We start from the raw sequence: 16,272 nt of genomic DNA, 5'->3' as shown, positions 1-16,272 counted from the left end.
GGCAAGCGTAGGCGGTGCCGGTCGGCCGGCCCGACAGGGGGCCTGTCACCAGCGGAAACCGTGACCCGGGTCACCGGGTCGGGGGTAGGGGGGCGGCGGTGGGGAACCCCTGCTCGCGCAGCAGCACCCTGCGGACGAACCACAGCAGGAGCAGCACCACGATCACGGCGGCGACCACCGCCTGCCAGAGCACGTAGACGCGGTTGTCGAACGTCGAGCCGGGTGGCGGCACCATCAGCGCGAGGAACACGCTGATGCCGGTCGCGGCGGTGCGGAAGCGGGCCGAGTTCGTGGCTGCGGCCAGTGGGATCGCGGCCAACAGCAGGTACCAGGGGTGCACGACCGGCCCGAACAGGATGAACAGGCCGAGCGAGACGCCGAGGCAGGCCAGCGGCTCCCGGACGCGGTGCCGGCCCCAGCTTCGGAACGACAGCCAGAGCAGGCCGGCCATGGTCACCCCGCCGAGGCCGAGGCCGATCCCCCTGGTCAGGGCGATCACGGCGTCGCTGTGGTTGCCCAGGCCGAGCGCGATGCCGATGCCGCCGCCGAGCATGCCCAGCGCGGTCGCCGGCGACATCCAGCTCTTGACCTTGTTCGCGGTGTCGAGGGTCTCGGTCCAGCCGAAGCCGAGCCCGCTGAGCAGCGAGGCGGCCACCAGCCCCGCGACGAAGACCGCGGTGAGCATCAGGGCGACCCGCACCAGGTCGCTGATCCGGCCGCCGCGCCGGCGGGCGAGGGCGGCCGCGAGGAAGCCGAGCGCGGGCGCCGTCGTGATCTTGACCGCGGCGGCGCAGGTGATCAGCAGCGCGCCGGCCACCGCGGCGACCCGCCGGTGGCGCAACGCGATCTCGAAGCCGGCGAGCATCATGCCGATCGCCAGCGCGTCGTTGTGCACGCCGCTGACCAGGTGGAACAGCACCAGCGGGTTCAGGGCGCCCAGCCAGAGGGCGCTCACCGGCTGCACGCCGCAGCGGCGGGCCAGCCGGGGCAGCGCCCACACGATCAGCCCCACCCCGACCAGGGCCAGGACGCGGTGCAGCAGGATGCCCAGCTCCACGTTGTCCCCGGCGGCCCAGGTGATGATCCTGGCGAAGGAGAAGAACAGGGGGCCGTAGGGGGCGGGGGTGTCCCGCCAGATGTTGGGCACGCCCCTGGTCAGCGGGTGGTCGGGGCCGAGGGCGTCCACCGGGCCGACCACGTACGGGTCGAGCCCCCGCGCGGCGATCTCGCTCTGCGCGAGGTAGCTGTAGACGTCCCTGCTGAACATGGGCGGGGCCAGGGCGAGCGGCGCGGCCCACATCACCAGGGTGCGGTCGAGCTGGCTGCGGGAGATCAGCCGGGGGCGCCCTGGCCTGGCCAGCCGGCCGAGGGCGAGCCAGGCGAGCACCACCATGAGCAGGCCGGCGTAGGCGACGGCCAGTGACGCGGTGGGCAGGCGGGCCGGCAGGCCGAGCAGCCGCAGTCCCTGCACGGAGGGCACGACCGGGTTCGCGCCGGCGCCGAGCGCGCCGACGGCGAGCAGCAGGGAGCCGACGGTGCCGAACCGCCGCACCACGTCGAGCTGACGGCGTTCGCCCCTGTCGAGGGGGGCCGGCTCGTCCGGGGTGCCGATCCGTCCCGCCGCCGGCTCCGCGGTGGGGGCCCGTCGCTCGTCGCGCTCGTCCGCCACGTCCTGTCCGCCGTTCCCCGCGGTCCCGCTGTGCGCCGTCGCACTCCGCGTCACTGTGCACCTGCTTCGCCCGCCACCACGTCGCGAAGGGTAGCGAGGCGTCGCGCGTCCACCGGGTCCCACCTGGGATCGCCGGCCGTCGGGGCGGGGGTGGTCGAGATCATGCCGGCGGTCGCCGTGCGAGGTCGTTCCCCCGGTCCCCCGGTCGCGGGCGCTTCACCCGCGTGTGGGTGGACACGGGGTGGCGGGGGAGTCCGCTGGTCACCGGGCGGTGTCCGTCGCCGCCCGTCAGGGGCGCTGGCGCGCCGGCCGGAGTGAGTCGGAACGGATGACGCGTGACCCCGGTCACCGTCGGCGACCAGGGGCTTTGCCGACGTCTCCGAAATAGGTAACACTCGTGTTGTGAAAAACGCCGGGACCGCCGCATCGGCCGTCGCCACGGGCTCCGTGGCCGACGCGCCGGACGTCGCGCGCCCGGCGGACCCGACGCCCCAGGGCGTCGGGGGCGCACCGGCCGCCCAGCACCCGGACGGCAGCACCCGGCACACCGTGGCCCGCCTCCTGCTGGAGCGGGGGCCGGTCACCGCGGCCGAGGTGGCCGAGGAGCTGGGGCTGAGCCCCGCCGCCGTCCGGCGGCACCTGGACGCGCTGGTCGCCGAGGGCGAGGCGTGCACGAGGGACGCCCCCCGCAGGGGGCGGCGTGGCCGAGGCCGCCCCGCCAAGCTGTTCCTGCTCACGGAGGCCGGACGCGCCCGCTTCGGGCACGCCTACGACGACCTCGCGGTCGCCGCGCTGCGCTTCCTCGCCGAGCACGCGGGGGAGGAGGCCGTCAGGGCCTTCGCCGAGCGCAGGATCGGCGCCCTGGTCGACCGGCACCGCGCGGCGGTGACCGCCCGCCGCGGCCCCGACGAGCGGGCCAAGGCACTGGCCACCGCGCTGACCAGGGAGGGCTACGCTGCCTCGGCCCGCAGGGTGGGCATGGGGGAGCAGCTCTGCCAGCACCACTGCCCGGTGGCGCACGTGGCCGCCCAGTTCCCGCAGCTCTGCGAGGCCGAGACCGCGGCGTTCGCCGAGCTGCTGGGCACGCACGTGCAGCGCCTGGCGACCATCGCCCGCGGCGACGCCGCGTGCACCACCCACGTGCCGCTGGGGGAGATCCCGGCGACCGACGGCGCCGAGGGGACCGACGCACCCGAGGCGACCGACCACCCGACGTGCCCGGAACCGACTGCGGATGGTGCGCCGCAGGAGGCGGGAACAACCGCACGGATCCCGGCGCACGACCCGATCGCGGGAGGCCGCGGACACCGCGACCTGCCAGCAGGGTCGAGCCACCAACGCGAAGGGGAGCCCGCATGACTGCCGCTGCCGAGCAGCGCACACCCACCACGCAGCCGCTCAGCCAGGAGGAGACCCTGGCCACCCTGGGCCGCTACGAGTACGGCTGGGCCGACAAGGACGTGGCCGGCGCGAGCGCCCGGCGCGGCCTGGACGAGGACGTCGTCCGGGACATCTCGGCCAAGAAGGGCGAGCCCGAGTGGATGCTTGAGGCCCGCCTCAAGGCCCTGAAGATCTTCGAGCGCAAGCCGATGCCGAACTGGGGCGCCGACCTCAGCGGGATCGACTTCGACTCGATCAAGTACTTCGTGCGCTCCACCGAGAAGCAGGCCACCACCTGGGACGAGCTGCCCGAGGACATCAAGAACACCTACGACCGGCTGGGCATCCCCGAGGCGGAGAAGCAGCGGCTGGTCGCGGGCGTCGCCGCCCAGTACGAGTCCGAGGTCGTCTACCACAAGATCCGCGAGGACCTTGAGGCCCAGGGCGTGATCTTCCTGGACACCGACACCGGGCTCAAGGAGCACCCCGAGCTGTTCCAGGAGTACTTCGGCTCGGTCATCCCGGCCGGCGACAACAAGTTCTCCGCGCTGAACACCGCCGTGTGGTCGGGCGGCTCGTTCATCTACGTGCCGCCGGGCGTGCACGTCGACATCCCGCTCCAGGCCTACTTCCGGATCAACACCGAGAACATGGGCCAGTTCGAGCGGACGCTGATCATCGTCGACGAGGGCGCCTACGTGCACTACGTCGAGGGCTGCACCGCGCCGATCTACTCCTCCGACTCGCTGCACTCCGCGGTCGTGGAGATCATCGTCAAGAAGAACGCGCGGTGCCGCTACACGACCATCCAGAACTGGTCGAACAACGTCTACAACCTGGTCACCAAGCGCGCCAAGGCCGAAGAGGGCGCGACCATGGAGTGGATCGACGGCAACATCGGCTCCAAGGTGACCATGAAGTACCCGTCGGTGTTCCTGATGGGCGAGCACGCCAAGGGCGAGGTGCTCTCCATCGCGTTCGCCGGCGAGGGCCAGCACCAGGACGCGGGCGCCAAGATGGAGCACCTCGCGCCGCACACCTCCTCGACCATCGTGTCGAAGTCGGTGGCCCGCGGCGGTGGCCGCACCTCCTACCGCGGCCTGGTCCGGGTGCACAAGCGCGCCCACCACTCCAAGTCGACGGTGAAGTGTGACGCGCTGCTGGTGGACAACATCAGCCGCTCGGACACCTACCCGTACGTGGACATCCGCGAGGACGACGTGGCCATGGGCCACGAGGCCACCGTGTCCAAGGTCAGCGAGGACCAGCTCTTCTACCTGATGTCCCGCGGCCTGACCGAGGACGAGGCGATGGCCATGGTCGTGCGCGGCTTCGTGGAGCCGATCGCGCGCGAGCTGCCCATGGAGTACGCCCTCGAGCTGAACCGCCTGATCGAGTTGCAGATGGAAGGGGCCGTCGGCTGACATGACGGTGTCGAACGAAGAGCGGACCACCGCGCCGACCCGGCACGGACTCGGCGAGCACTCGCACGGTGGACCGGTCGTCCCCGAGGCGTCCCGCGCCGAGCGCTTCGCGTCCTTCGACGTGGAGGCGTTCGAGGTGCCCTCGGGCCGCGAGGAGGACTGGCGCTTCACGCCCATGCGGCGGCTGCGCGGCCTGCACGACGGCTCGGCCGCGGCGACCGGGACGGCCACCGTCGAGGTCACGGCCGCGCCCGAGGTGCGGGTGGAGACCGTCGAGCGGGGCGACGAGCGGCTCGGCGTCGCCGGCACCCCGGGTGACCGGGTGGCCGCGCAGGCGTGGAGCGCGTTCACCTCGGCGACGGTCGTGACGGTCCCCAGGGACACGAAGGCCTCCGGCCCGACCACCGTCGTGGTCACCGGCCCCGGCGAGGGCGGGGTCGCCTACGGCCACGTCCAGGTGCGGGCCGAGGCGTTCGGCGAGGCGGTCGTGGTGCTCGACCACCGCGGCTCCGGCACGTACGCCGACAACGTCGAGTTCGTGCTCGGCGACGGCGCCCAGCTCACCGTGGTCGCGATCCAGGACTGGGCCGACGACGCGGTGCACGTCTCCGCGCACCACGCCCGCATCGGCCGCGACGCCGTGCTGAAGCACACCGTGGTGACCCTCGGCGGCGACCTGGTGCGGATCAGCCCGACCGCCACCTTCACCGACCGCGGCGGCGACGTCGACATGCAGGGCCTGTACTTCGCCGACGCCGGCCAGCACCTGGAGCACCGGCTGTTCGTCGACCACTCGGTGCCCAACTGCCGCAGCAACGTGACCTACAAGGGCGCGTTGCAGGGCGAGGGCGCGCACACCGTGTGGATCGGCGACGTGCTGATCCGGGCGGCGGCCGAGGCCACCGACACCTTCGAGCTGAACCGGAACCTGGTGCTCACCGACGGGGCGCGCGCCGACTCGGTGCCGAACCTGGAGATCGAGACCGGTGAGATCGAGGGCGCCGGCCACGCCAGCGCCACCGGCCGGTTCGACGACGAGCAGCTCTTCTACCTCCAGGCCAGGGGCATCCCGACCGAGCAGGCCCGTCGCCTGGTCGTGCGCGGCTTCTTCGGCGAGGTGTTGCAGAAGATCTCCGTGCCCGAGGTGCGGGAGCGGCTGGAGAAGGCCATCGAGGCGGAGCTTGAGGCGGTGGGTGCGTGACCCGTGTGTGCGCCCTCGCCGAGCTGGAGGACCGCCAGCCGGTGAGCGTCGACGTTGACGGCACCCCCGTGGTGGTGGTGCGGGACGGCGACGAGGTGCACGCGCTGCACGACGTCTGCTCACACGCCGAGGTGGCGTTGAGCGAGGGTGAGGTGACGCGCAGGGGCATCGAGTGCTGGCTGCACGGGTCGTGCTTCGACCTGCGCACCGGCAAGCCCAACTCGCTGCCGGCGACCGAGCCCGTCGACGTGTTCGCGGTGAGCGTGCGGGACGGCGACGTCTACGTCGACACCACCGCTGTACTGAACTGAACAGACTTTCGCGGCACAGGAGAACGAAGAAACCGATGGCCATTCTGGAGATCAAGGACCTGCACGTCTCGGTCCTCACCGACGAGGAGCCCAAGGAGATCCTCCGGGGCGTGGACCTCACGGTGAAGGCCGGCGAGACCCACGCGATCATGGGCCCGAACGGCTCCGGCAAGTCGACGCTGGCCTACTCGATCGCCGGCCACCCCAAGTACGAGATCACCTCCGGTGAGGTGCTGCTCGACGGGGAGAACGTGCTGGAGATGAGCGTGGACGAGCGCGCCCGCGCCGGCCTGTTCCTCGCCATGCAGTACCCGGTCGAGGTGCCGGGCGTGTCCATGTCGAACTTCCTGCGCACGGCCGCCACCGCGGTCCGCGGCGAGGCCCCCGCCCTGCGGCACTGGGTCAAGGAGGTCAAGCAGGCCATGGCCGACCTCGACATCGACCCGGCCTTCGCCGAGCGCAGCGTCAACGAGGGCTTCTCCGGCGGTGAGAAGAAGCGGCACGAGATCCTCCAGCTCGCGCTGCTGCGGCCGAAGATCGCCATCCTCGACGAGACCGACTCCGGCCTCGACGTCGACGCGCTGCGCGTGGTGTCCGACGGCGTGAACCGGTACAAGGCGGAGAACGCCGAGACCGGCATCATGCTGATCACGCACTACACCCGCATCCTCAAGCACATCAGCCCGGACTTCGTCCACGTCTTCGCCAACGGGCGGATCGTGGAGTCCGGCGGCGCCGAGCTGGCCGAGCGCCTGGAGGAGGAGGGCTACGTCCGGTACACCGGCAAGCAGGAGGCCGCCAGCACCGGCGCGGCCCGCTGAGGCCACCACGTGTCAACCCCTGCGACACGATCGAACGGTGAGGCGAGAGGAGGCGCGGACGTGACGGCAGTCGCGGGCACGACGGCCCCGACCGGCGGCCAGGAGCCGCTGGACGTCGCGGTCGTCCGCAAGGACTTCCCCATCCTGGAGCGGACGGTCCGGGACGGCCACCGGCTGGTCTACCTGGACTCCGGGGCCACCTCGCAGCGGCCCCGGCCGGTGATGGACGCCGAACGCGCCTTCCTGGAGACCTCCAACGCGGCGGTGCACCGGGGAGCGCACCAGTTGTCGGAGGAGGCCACCGACGCCTATGAGGACGCCAGGGCGCGGGTCGCCGCGTTCGTCGGGGTCGACCAGGACGAGGTGGTGTTCACCAAGAACGCCACCGAGGGCGTCAACCTCGTCGCCTACGCCATGAGCAACGCCGCCACGGCCGGCCCGGAGGCGCACCGCTTCCGGGTCGGCCCCGGCGACGAGATCGTGGTGACCGAGCTGGAGCACCACGCCAACCTCGTGCCGTGGCAGCAGCTCTGCCAGCGCACCGGGGCGACCCTGCGCTGGTTCGGCGTCACCGACGAGGGCCGGATCGACCTGTCCGGGCTGGACGAGCTGGTCACCGAGCGGACGAAGGTCGTGGCCTTCAGCCACCTGTCCAACGTGACCGGCGCGGTCGGCCCGGTGGCGCCGATCGTGGCGCGGGCCCGCGAGGTGGGCGCGCTGACCGTGCTCGACGCCTGCCAGTCGGTGCCGCACATGGCGGTGGACTTCCACACCCTCGGGGTGGACTTCGCCGTCTTCTCCGGGCACAAGATGCTCGGCCCGACCGGGGTCGGCGTGCTCTACGGGCGGCGGGAGCTGCTCGCCGCGATGCCGCCGTTCATCAGCGGCGGCTCGATGATCGAGGTCGTGCGGATGGAGGGGTCCACCTTCGCCCCGCCGCCGCAGCGCTTCGAGGCGGGCGTGCCGATGTCCTCGCAGGTCATCGGGCTCGGCGCCGCCGTCGACTACCTGTCGGCGCTGGGCATGGACCGCGTGGCCGCGCACGAGCACGAACTCGCGGCGGCGGCGCTGGCCGGCCTGGCCGAGATCGACGGCGTGCGGATCGTCGGGCCGACGGACATGGTCGACCGCGGTGGCGTGGTGGCGTTCGTCGTGGACGGCGTCCACGCCCACGACGTCGGCCAGGTGCTGGACAGCCTCGGCGTGGAGGTGCGCGTCGGGCACCACTGCGCGTGGCCGCTGCACCGGCGCATGGGCGTCGCGGCGACCGTGCGGGCTACCTTCTACGTCTACAACGACAGGGACGACGTCCGCGCGTTGTTGGACGCGGTGCGGGAGGCCCGGCGGTTCTTCGGTGTGGACACGGAGCCGGCCGACGCGGCTGGTGCGGACGGCGAGGGGGTGTGAGTCGGGATGAAGCTGGACCAGATGTACCAGGAGATCATCCTGGACCACTACAAGAACCCGCACCGCCGGGGGCTGCGGGAGCCGTTCGAGGCCGAGGTGCACCACGTCAACCCGACCTGCGGTGACGAGGTGACGCTGCGGGTCCACCTGGTCGGCGACGGCGAGGACGCGGTCGTGGGTGACGTCTCCTACGACGCCCAGGGCTGCTCCATCAGCCAGGCCGCCGCGTCCGTGCTGACCGACCTGGTGGTGGGTCGCACCGTGGCCGAGGCGTTCGACAAGCACGCGGCGTTCCTGGAGCTGATGCAGGGGCGCGGGCAGGTCGAGCCGGACGAGGACGTGCTGGAGGACGGCATCGCGTTCGCCGGCGTCGCCCGGTACCCCGCTCGCGTCAAGTGCGCGCTGCTGGGTTGGATGGCCTTCAAGGACGCGGTGGCTCGGGTGGCCGAGCGGCAGCAGGGAGTGGGAGCACGATGACCGAGGACGTGACCCGGGGCGCGGCGGGTCTGCCGGAGCCCCCGGCTCCGGCGGCCGACGAGGCCGCGATCGCCGACCTTGAGGAGGCCATGCGCGACGTCGTCGACCCAGAGCTGGGGATCAACGTCGTCGACCTTGGCCTGGTCTACGACATCCGGCTGGACGACGACGGTGTCGCCACCCTCGACATGACGTTGACCTCGGCGGCCTGCCCGCTGACCGACGTCATCGAGGACCAGACGCGGGCCGCCCTGACCGGTGGTCCCGGCGGCGGCCTGGTGAAGGACTTCCGCATCAACTGGGTGTGGATGCCGCCGTGGGGTCCGGAGCGGATCACGGACGAGGGCCGTGAGCAGCTCCGCGCCCTCGGCTTCACCGTCTGACCCACCACCAACCCATGAGGGGCGGTCCCGTTCCGGGACCGCCCCTTTCGCTTTGTTGCTGAAGATGGAGCAGGTCGCCATCTCCGGCGAAGGAAGCCGCTCCGCTCCGTCGCATGTCGGCTCGCTCCTGTGGGAGCCAACCTGTGCCCACTCGCCCAATGGGAATCCTTCCCGTCAAGCTTGGGCTCTGTTTCCTGGTGGATGGGCCTCAGCGCCTCCTGACGACCATCTGGGCGGTGAAGCCGCGTCCAGAGTTTGTCCGTCTTTTTTCGGCCCAGGGATGCGAAACCGGCCACGAACCGGGACAGTGGCATCACCTGCGCGATACACCGCCAGTCTGAGGGGCCGCCGTACCGCGGGTAAAGCCGTACCCTTCCCGTCTGGGCTGTGGGCATTCTTGGAGTTGCTTTCCTTCGGCTTTGGCCGAGGCGGGTTCGAGATGCCCAGGAGCAAGTGTGCCCGTGGCATCGGGCGTCCGCAGAATCCGCCGCGCCTACAAGAGAAGCTCCGGCCTGGGGTCCCGCTTGTCCCATACGGTTTCAGAAGCGCGCGGCGATCGATAGGTTGCCTTCCTGGGAACTGGACTGATTCAGCGAATAGTGGCCTTGATCAACCTTTTCGGACAAAGTAGACATGTTGGCGAGTGTCTGTCGTCACACACTTTGATCTACCCGCCCAGGCGCAGTACGGTTCACCCCGGTTGATGGGGCAGTGCTCACAATGCGGGCGGAGCTGGTCGGGGAAGAAGGAATCGTCAGTTCGACGAGCAGCTGAACTCGGCTGACGGGCTTCGCTCTCAGATGTGTCGTTGGTTCAGCGTGTAACCCTTCGTTTGGTTGCACGCGGTTTTGTCATGCCTGGATTACGAAAGGAGAGAGTGTATGAGCGGTCGAAGAAGCCGGTTCCGCGCGGGCCGGCTCGGAACCGCCCTGCTGGCCAGCGCTTCGCTGATGGTCGGCATCGTCGCGGCTCCGCCAGCAGTGGCCGGAGGGCCTGAGCCGCCGACAGCAGATCCTGACAGTGACCGTGCGAGAGTAGCGGCGTTGTGGCGTACCGGTGGTCCGACCACACGCGCCGCCGCTGAGAAGGCCCTGCTGGGCTGCCGCATCCGCGCGTCAAGCTGCCAGCTATGCCCAGCAAGCGTACGCGTCGGCCCAACGCGCACGTGATTCCGCGAAGGCTGCCAAAGACGACGCCGCGGCCGCTCACACCGCGTACAAGGAGGCGTACGACGCCGCGATCAGCAAGATCCGGGAGAACGTGCTGGGCAACCTCGTCGCCAACCAAGCCGATGAGTGCACCAAGAACCGCAAGGACGCCCAGGCGGTCGCCGAATGTATCAGCCAGATCCCCAAGACGTTCGACGAACAGTCTCGGCGTGCTTTTGACAACGCCGACCGATGTTTCCTGAATCACAAGGAAACTCAGGAGTTCATTCCGGGTTGTGTGAGCTCGTCGTTCAGTATGAACTTCGAGCACACCAACACGCTCACCATCATCGCGCCCTTCGTGCAGATGATGGAGGCAGCGGCTTACTTCATGCTCGCCGCAGAGGTGACCCTTCTGGCTACTGTTTACTTCCCGGTCGCCGCTGAGATGCTGTTCTTCGCGACTCCGGAGAGCGCCGGCCTGATTCCCGTCGCCATGCGGGTCATCCCGGTGGCCACCGGCACGGCCGCCAAGGTCCTCCCCAAGGCTGCGGAGGCCCTCCAGGCGCAGCTGGAAGTCACCCGCGTCGAAACCGAGTACACCCGCGTGGTCGATGCGCTTGTTGAAGAGGCGCGGCCGGCGAAAATGACAGCTCCCCGTATCGAGGAACTTCCGGCGGAGACTCGTAACCTGATCGGGGAGAACTTCAAAGAATACTACGGAAACGGGAAGGACCTCGAGTGCCAGTTTCTCCGCGAGTTCACGGCGCGAGGACCTAACGGGGAGCTGTGGTGGAAATACCCAGCCTTCCCTGGGGTTAAAAGGGTACTATCGAGGAGGAGTACATCCCTCAGGCGGGTGAGGTTTGGGATCGGTTTGGAGGGCCTACGGGAACCTTTCTTTCTCACGCTGGAACCGCTTTTGAGAAGCGCGCACTTCCGCCTGGAAGTCTCCATCTGCCGTACCATGTTTATCGATGGGTCAAGAAGTGGGATGGATCTTTGGGCATAATTTGGAAGGGTGAGATCGCGCCGGGGTTCAGACAGGTTGGGGGAGGGATTCAATTTCGGTTGGATGGTATGAATGTCAAGCAGCTCTGCGAGGCTGGGTACATCATCCCGGTAAATAAGCCACACTGTTAGTCGCAGGTGGGGTCGGTGGAGGCGGCGCTCCACGCTCGCCTCTGACGACCCAGCTATTCAGTGCTATCATAAGCGAGAAATGGTCATGAATAGAGAGGGAGAGTAGTGATTTGTAAGGATGTGTACGAGGGTGGTTGCGATCGGGAACTTGAAGGGCCGACGTGGTGTCATGATTTCGAGTTCATCGTCGATATAGGTCGTGCGCCCCAGCCGCGTCTCCGTGACTGCCTCCCGGAACACGTCATCCGTACTGTGGCCAGGAGCAGCGAGCCCCATGTACGTAACGCGGTTGTGAGCTACAAGCAAGCTCCGCAGGAAGTTATCGACCTCTTCCTTGAGGATGAGAATCCCACCGTGCGTATGCTGGCGTACCGTAGGACAAATCGCATTGAGGCGCTTTACTGGGCTGCGCAAAATCTTCCGCGCCATATCAGGAAGGCGGTGATCGCTAATCCACATTGCCCCGATAGTCTCTTGCTGGAACTCGTCAGCGACCCGGACCCTGATGTCGCAAGATATGCCAGGGATATGCAGATGCGCCGAGATCGCGACCAGCGGTCTTATTGATCAACTTACGTTGACCGGTTGGTCTCGGCTGGTTGACGGATGGGGCGAGCGTGTTGTGTCGAGAGGTCCACGAGGACGGGTGTGACAGGGTTCTGAACTCTCCGTCGTGGTATCACGACGGAGAGTTCGTTGATGACTATCGTGGATATCCTCCACTTCCCCGCGTTCGTGAAGGCGTTCCGCAGGACGTTGTTCGAGTCTTGCGACCAGTGACCAGTATTTTGTGCGCAAGGCTGTCGCCGACTGTCGTGACACTCCACAGGATGTGATCACGAAGTTGGTGGACGACTCCGACGAGCTGGTTCGAAGCGCCGCGTTCGGCAGGACGGAGTTGGTCAAGGAACTTCGAGGCGCACACTCGACCTACCTCATCAGGTCTGATGTCGCAGGTAACCCCCACTGTCCCCCCGAGCTGTTGGAGTAGCTTTCTCGTGATCCTGATCCGGACGTGCGTGGAGGTGTGGTTCTCAACCGCGTCGTTCCAGGTCAAGAGCGTCGGTAAGACCACGTTCGAGGTCGCTGGGGCTTCGGGGAACATCAGCACGTGCAAGGGCGACGCCGGTGCCCCGGTGATCCGCGAGGCGAACGGAACCTCCGAGCTCGTCGCGGTCGATCACACCTCGTGGCAGAACGGTTGCCTCGGCGAGAGCCAGACCCGCCAGGGTGGCACCGAGACTCGCGTGGACGACCTCAACGACTGGATTCGGCAGCAGATCCCGGACCTGAGCATCGAGTGCAAGCCCGCGGTTCCGCTGTACGTGGTGCGTAACGACGGCGAGGTCCGCGAGTACCAGCACACCGACCCGAAGAACGGGTCCTTCAGCTGGGCCGACTACAACGGGCGGATCATCGGGGGCGGATGGCTCGGGGCGCGCACGGTCGCCGCGCCTGACGGGGTGTTCTACCTGGCCGTGCAGAACGGCGAGTTCCGCCGCTACCGCTGGAACGGCAACGGTTGGGACACGAACCAGGCCGGCTCCCAGTACGACGTCCTGGAGAACGGCAACGGCTGGGACCGCTACGTCACGCCGGACTACCGCAACCGGATGACCGTCGACACCAACGGTCACGTCTACACGATCGAGCCGGACGGCAAGCTGCACTGGCGTTCGTACGACCCGGCCAGCAAGAAGCTGGACCACCGGGTGCTCGCCGGCGACTGGGGGCAGTACGACCTCATCGTGGGCGCTGGCCCCGGCGTTCTCTACACCCGCACGCCCAACGGTGACCTGTTCCGGCACGTCTACGAGGCCAAGAGCGGGCAGTGGACCCAGCAGGCCAAGCGCAACGGTTCCGGCTGGAACATGTTCAACTCCATCATCTCCGTTGGCGGGGAGATCCTGTACGGCGCCCGGCCGGACAACAACGGAGAATTGCTGTGGTACCGGTACCAGTTCCTCAACGGAACCTGGGCCGACACCGGTCGCGACCTCGGCAAGCTGGTGGGCACCGGCTGGTACAACGAGTTCAACATCACGGCCGCTCCCGACGGCTGCCGCGTTGTCTGACGCTTGAACTAGAGGCATGAACGACGAGAGGGGCGGCCCTGACGGCCACCCCTCTCGTGTTGTTGGCGATTCGCGCCCTGTTCCATTTCTGGAAAACTGTCAAGGGGACGCGACAGAATTTGATCGGGATCTTCACGCGAGCGGAGTGATCCGAGCTGGATCGAGTGTGGCGCGCGGCCGGTCAGTGCGCTACCTTCGAGTATTGGGTGCGACAAAGTGGTCGTTGAATATCTGTCGTCATTTTAGTGAATTGGGGGGCGGCGTGTCAACCGAGGAAAGGGCGCGGGAGCAGGAATACGTCTCGATGCTCTACGGCCGGCTCGACGGTCAGCGGGCGGAGACCAGGGAACGGCTGGCCAGGGTGCTGCGGGAGCACGGGGAGGACCCCAGCGCCGTGGCGGAGCGCAACGCGGCCTCCACCCACTACGCCGACCAGCTCTCCCGGCTCGACGCGGCGGAGAACGGCCTGTGCTTCGGACGGCTCGACCTGGCCGACGGCGAGCGGCGCTACGTCGGGCGGCTGGGCATGTTCGACGAGGGGGCCGAGTACGAGCCGCTGCTCGTCGACTGGCGTGCGCCGGCCGCGCGTCCGTTCTACGTCGCCACGGCGGCCGCGCCCGAGGGAGTGCGGCGGCGGCGCCACATCCGGACCAGCGGCCGCACCGTGGTCGGGGTGGACGACGAGTTGCTCGACCTGGCCGGCCAGGACGGGGCCGGGGGCGACGGGCTCGTCGGCGAGGCCACGTTGCTGGCCGCGCTGAACGCGGACCGGACCGGCCACATGCGGGACATCGTCGAGACGATCCAGGCGGAGCAGGACCGGGTCATCCGCTCCGAGCACCAGGGCGTGCTCGTCGTGCAGGGCGGCCCCGGCACCGGCAAGACGGCCGTGGCCCTGCACCGCGCCGCCTACCTCCTCTACACCCAGCGGGAACGGCTCGCCCGGCGCGGCGTGCTGATCATCGGCCCGAACACGGGCTTCCTCCGCTACGTCAGCCAGGTGCTGCCCTCGCTCGGCGAGACCGGGGTCCTCCTGTCGACCATCGGCGAGCTGTTCCCCGGGATCGTCGCCAGGAGGACGGAGTCGGCGGAGGCGGCCGAGATCAAGGGCCGGCTGTCCATGGTGGAGATGGTGGCCGCGGCCGTCCGCGACCGGCAGCGGGTCCCGGACGAGCCGCTGGAGATCGACTTCGACGGGCAGGTCCTCCACCTGGACCCGGAGACCTGCGCCAGGGCCAGGGACCGGGCCCGGCGGACCGGTCTGCTGCACAACCAGGCCCGGCCGGTCTTCGTCGCCGAGATCGTGGACGCGCTCACCCACCAGGCCGTGGAGCTGATCGGCGCCGACGTGTACGGCGGCGGCAACCTCCTCGACGCCGAGGACAGGGCGGAGATCCGTCGGGAGCTGCTGGAGGACCAGGGGGTGCGGGCGGTGCTCAGCGAGCTGTGGCCCGTCCTGACCCCGCGCCGCCTGCTCGGCGACCTGTTCGCCAGCGCCGACCTGCTCTCCTCGGCCGCGCCGTGGCTCAGCGACGACGAGCGCGCGCTGCTGCTGCGGGAGCGCGCGGGCGGCTGGACGCCCGCCGACGTGCCGTTGCTGGACGAGGCGGCCGAGCTGCTCGGGGTGGACGACCGGATGGCGCGCCTGCGGGCCGAGCGCGAGCGGCGTGAGCGGCTCGCCTACGCGCAGGGCGTGCTGGACGTGCTCGCCGGCTCGGCGTCGCAGGACCTGGAGGACGAGGACGACCCAGAGGTGATCACGGCGGCCGACCTCGTCGACGCCACGGCGTTCGCGGAGCGGCACGAGCACCGGTCCGACCTCACGGTGGCCGAGCGGGCGGCCGCCGACCGGACGTGGACCTTCGGGCACGTGATCGTGGACGAGGCGCAGGAGCTGTCGGAGATGGCCTGGCGGCTGCTGATGCGCCGCTGCCCCAGCCGGTCCATGACGCTGGTGGGCGACGTGGCGCAGACCGGGGACCTGGCCGGCACGTCCTCGTGGGGTCGGGTGCTCGACCCGTACGTCGGCGACCGGTGGCGGCTGGAGCGGTTGTCGGTCAACTACCGCACCCCGGCCGAGATCATGTCCGTCGCCTCGGCGGTGCTCGCGGGGATGGAGCCGCCGCTCGACCCGCCCGCCTCGGCGCGGAGCAGCGGGTTCGCGCCCTGGCGGTGCGCCACGCGGCCCGCCGAGCTGGCCGGGCGCCTGGCGGAGATCACGGCCCGCGAGGTGGCCGAGGTCGGCGCGGGCCGGGTGGCGGTGATCGTTCCCGCCGGCCTGCTGGAGGAGGTGGGCGCGGCCGTGGTCGCGGCGGTGCCGGAGGCGTCGGTGGGGCCGGACCCGGACCTGGAGCGGCCGGTGGTGGTGCTGCCCGTGGCGCGGGCCAAGGGGTTGGAGTTCGACTCCGTGCTGGTCGTCGAGCCCGCCCTGATGCTGGCGGAGTCGTCGAGGGGGCGCAACGACCTGTACGTCGCGTTGACCAGGGCGACCCGCCGGTTGGGCGTGGTGCACGCCGACGGGCTGCCCGAGGAGCTGGCGGGGCTGCGGGAGCGCGGGGGCCGGCTCCAATGCCCCGAACGACGGGAAGGGCGCGGGCGGCGGAACCGGGACCTGAACTGACGTCCGACGTTCGGAGGGGCCAACTGGGCCGTCCCGGGGGTGGAGAACGTTCCGCATCCCGGGACGGCCCTGCTCACCACGCGCCGCCACTGTGACTACTCTACGTAGTCAAGTCCCTCGATTGGTCGGAAACATAGTGTGATGGGTCCGTCATTCGGATGACGAGCGGTTATCGGCGCTGGTCGCCACCGCGCTGTCCTGCGACGGAAAACC

The 16,272-nt window shown here is 69.5% G+C and carries 13 protein-coding genes; 12 read left to right on the top strand and 1 reads right to left on the bottom strand.

Going from position 1 to position 16,272, the window contains the following annotated elements; translation table 11 throughout:
• Window positions 1-70 precede the first annotated feature (70 nt).
• Entirely contained in the window at window positions 71-1,723 is a 1,653-nt protein-coding gene (gene mptB, locus LX15_RS11290; protein WP_253669483.1) for a polyprenol phosphomannose-dependent alpha 1,6 mannosyltransferase MptB, read from the bottom strand.
• 348 nt (window positions 1,724-2,071) lie between these two features.
• Here mptB and LX15_RS11285 point away from each other — a divergent pair, with 348 nt between their 5' ends.
• From LX15_RS11285 to LX15_RS11225, 12 genes are all read left to right on the top strand, one after another.
• Window positions 2,072-3,028: a helix-turn-helix transcriptional regulator gene (locus LX15_RS11285; RefSeq protein ID WP_372502606.1), complete on the top strand. Its 957-nt coding sequence runs from the start codon at window positions 2,072-2,074 to the stop codon at window positions 3,026-3,028.
• On the top strand, window positions 3,025-4,473 hold the full coding sequence (sufB, locus tag LX15_RS11280; RefSeq protein WP_253669482.1) for a Fe-S cluster assembly protein SufB: 1,449 nt from the start codon (window positions 3,025-3,027) through the stop codon (window positions 4,471-4,473). The genes LX15_RS11285 and sufB overlap by 4 nt, the downstream gene beginning before the upstream one ends.
• A 1-nt stretch (window position 4,474) precedes the next feature.
• Window positions 4,475-5,674 (top strand): Fe-S cluster assembly protein SufD, encoded by a 1,200-nt coding sequence (sufD, locus tag LX15_RS11275; protein WP_253669481.1) that lies wholly within the window; start codon window positions 4,475-4,477, stop codon window positions 5,672-5,674.
• Window positions 5,671-5,985, top strand: a complete 315-nt coding sequence (locus tag LX15_RS11270) for a non-heme iron oxygenase ferredoxin subunit (protein ID WP_253669480.1) — start codon at window positions 5,671-5,673, stop codon at window positions 5,983-5,985. The genes sufD and LX15_RS11270 overlap by 4 nt, the downstream gene beginning before the upstream one ends.
• Window positions 5,986-6,020: 35 nt before the next feature.
• Complete coding sequence (gene sufC, locus LX15_RS11265; RefSeq protein WP_253669479.1) at window positions 6,021-6,806, top strand: Fe-S cluster assembly ATPase SufC; 786 nt, start codon at window positions 6,021-6,023, stop codon at window positions 6,804-6,806.
• Between the two features lie 108 nt (window positions 6,807-6,914).
• A complete protein-coding gene (locus LX15_RS11260; protein ID WP_301304427.1) occupies window positions 6,915-8,213 on the top strand; it encodes a cysteine desulfurase in 1,299 nt (432 codons plus the stop codon).
• A gap of 6 nt (window positions 8,214-8,219) precedes the next feature.
• Complete coding sequence (sufU, locus tag LX15_RS11255; RefSeq protein WP_253669477.1) at window positions 8,220-8,690, top strand: Fe-S cluster assembly sulfur transfer protein SufU; 471 nt, start codon at window positions 8,220-8,222, stop codon at window positions 8,688-8,690.
• Window positions 8,687-9,073, top strand: a complete 387-nt coding sequence (locus tag LX15_RS11250) for a metal-sulfur cluster assembly factor (protein WP_253669476.1) — start codon at window positions 8,687-8,689, stop codon at window positions 9,071-9,073. The genes sufU and LX15_RS11250 overlap by 4 nt, the downstream gene beginning before the upstream one ends.
• Before the next feature lie 1,979 nt (window positions 9,074-11,052).
• Window positions 11,053-11,364 carry a TNT domain-containing protein gene (locus LX15_RS33510; protein WP_372502615.1) on the top strand — a complete coding sequence of 104 codons (312 nt, stop codon included), beginning with the start codon at window positions 11,053-11,055 and terminating at the stop codon, window positions 11,362-11,364.
• A 291-nt stretch (window positions 11,365-11,655) separates the two neighbouring features.
• The gene (locus tag LX15_RS11240; RefSeq protein WP_253669474.1) at window positions 11,656-11,931 is read left to right on the top strand and encodes a hypothetical protein; all 276 of its coding nucleotides are present in this window, start codon (window positions 11,656-11,658) and stop codon (window positions 11,929-11,931) included.
• Window positions 11,932-12,311: 380 nt separating this feature from the next.
• Window positions 12,312-13,439, top strand: coding sequence for a tachylectin-related carbohydrate-binding protein (locus LX15_RS11230; RefSeq protein WP_301304410.1), 1,128 nt, complete (start codon window positions 12,312-12,314; stop codon window positions 13,437-13,439).
• A gap of 262 nt (window positions 13,440-13,701) precedes the next feature.
• Entirely contained in the window at window positions 13,702-16,059 is a 2,358-nt protein-coding gene (locus LX15_RS11225; RefSeq protein WP_504977775.1) for a HelD family protein, read from the top strand.
• Window positions 16,060-16,272 lie beyond the last annotated feature (213 nt).

The organism is Streptoalloteichus tenebrarius (assembly GCF_024171885.1).
GTDB classification, from domain to species: Bacteria; Actinomycetota; Actinomycetes; order Mycobacteriales; family Pseudonocardiaceae; genus Streptoalloteichus; species Streptoalloteichus tenebrarius.
Note: the sequence above shows the minus strand (reverse complement) of the source record. Positions and strands in the feature narration are given on the sequence as shown.

Excerpts from the sequence above, each read along its gene's own strand:
- sufB (WP_253669482.1), top strand. The coding sequence starts at position 3,025 with ATGACTGCCGCTGCCGAGCAGCGCACACCCACCACGCAGCCGCTCAGC.
- sufD (WP_253669481.1), top strand. The coding sequence starts at position 4,475 with ATGACGGTGTCGAACGAAGAGCGGACCACCGCGCCGACCCGGCACGGA.
- sufC (WP_253669479.1), top strand. The coding sequence starts at position 6,021 with ATGGCCATTCTGGAGATCAAGGACCTGCACGTCTCGGTCCTCACCGAC.
- sufU (WP_253669477.1), top strand. The coding sequence starts at position 8,220 with ATGAAGCTGGACCAGATGTACCAGGAGATCATCCTGGACCACTACAAG.
- LX15_RS11250 (WP_253669476.1), top strand. The coding sequence starts at position 8,687 with ATGACCGAGGACGTGACCCGGGGCGCGGCGGGTCTGCCGGAGCCCCCG.
- LX15_RS11230 (WP_301304410.1), top strand. The coding sequence starts at position 12,312 with ATGTCGCAGGTAACCCCCACTGTCCCCCCGAGCTGTTGGAGTAGCTTT.